The organism is Collinsella sp. AF14-35 (assembly GCF_003464565.1).
Classification (GTDB): Bacteria; Actinomycetota; Coriobacteriia; order Coriobacteriales; family Coriobacteriaceae; genus Collinsella.
On the sequence record NZ_QRZD01000056.1, the window covers coordinates 1 to 1,295 of the forward strand.

Consider the following 1,295-nt stretch of genomic DNA (forward strand, 5'->3'; position numbering starts at 1 on the left):
TGCGTAAATATGGTTAACCAAAGAATTGATATTTGGTTAAATAGTAACTGTATATTTGGTTAAATGTACTGGTAAACAATGGTGATAATTATGCCAAAGAAGTACTACACTAGAATTATCGAAAATGAGCTTGACCAGCTGCTGGGTATATTCGGCGCCGTTCTCATCGAAGGACCGAAATGGTGCGGAAAGACGACCACGGCCGGGACCCGTGCGGCGTCCAGGCTCCTTCTCATGGACCCGTCCCGCAACTTCGAGAATCGCTTGCGTGCCGAGACTGACCCGGCGCTTGCCGTTGCAGGCGAGGTGCCGCGGCTGATCGATGAATGGCAGGAGGTTCCGAAACTTTGGGACGCGGCGCGGTTTGAGTGCGACAACCGCGGCGGCGAGCCTGGCCAGTTCATATTTACGGGGTCGGCGACGCCGCGAGACGACGAACGGCCGATGCACAGTGGCGCTGGAAGGTTCGCTAAATTGCGCATGGATACCATGACGCTTTTCGAGCTTGGGAAATCCAGCGGCGCGGTTAAGCTGTCGGGCATTATTTCTGGCGAAAAGTTCAATGGCGCTTTCGGATCGCTGGATTCCGCCTCGATTGCCGAGTGCGTTGTCCGTGGCGGATGGCCCGCGGCGGTCGGTCGCGATGCGCTGGCTGCGTCGGCGATGGCGAAACGTTACATCGGCATAGTCGCCGAAGAAGATTTGTCTCGTGTCGACGGCTCTCGCCGCGATCCCGAAAAGGTCAAAGCCGTCATCGAATCGCTTGCGCGAAATGAATCCACTTTGGCGACACTCAAGACGCTCGTAGCCGATCTTGGCGGAGAGGTGTCGAGACAGACGGCGGCATCATATATATCCCTTCTCGCTCGGGTTAGTTTCGTTCGCGATATTCCCGCATGGAACCCCGCAATGAGATCTCCCGTGCACTTAAGAGAATCGAAGAAGCATCATCTCGCTGATCCGTCACTGGCGGCCGCTGCGCTCGGAGCGACTCCGGCGACATTGCTGCTAGATTTCAAGACGCTTGGGCTGCTTTTTGAATCGTTGGCCCTTCATGATTTGTGGGTTTATGCGCAGGCAAATGGAATGGGCCTCTATCACTATCACGATTCTCGCGATCTAGAAGTCGATGCAGTCATTGCGGCTCCCGGTGGAACGTGGATCCCGGTCGAAATCAAGCTCAGCTCCGCCCAAATCGAAGAGGCGTCTGACAGCCTTATTGCTGTCGAGAAGCGTATGGTTGCCGCCGGAAACAACCCGCCAGTTTCGAAAGTCGTAATCATCGGGTTTGGTTC

At 55.2% G+C, this 1,295-nt stretch carries 1 protein-coding gene; it reads left to right on the forward strand.

Translation table 11 applies throughout. From position 1 onward, the window contains the following. Positions 1–90: 90 nt before the first annotated feature. A partial coding sequence (locus DWW12_RS09675; protein ID WP_158564443.1) for an ATP-binding protein occupies positions 91–1,295 on the forward strand: 1,205 nt, incomplete at its 3' end.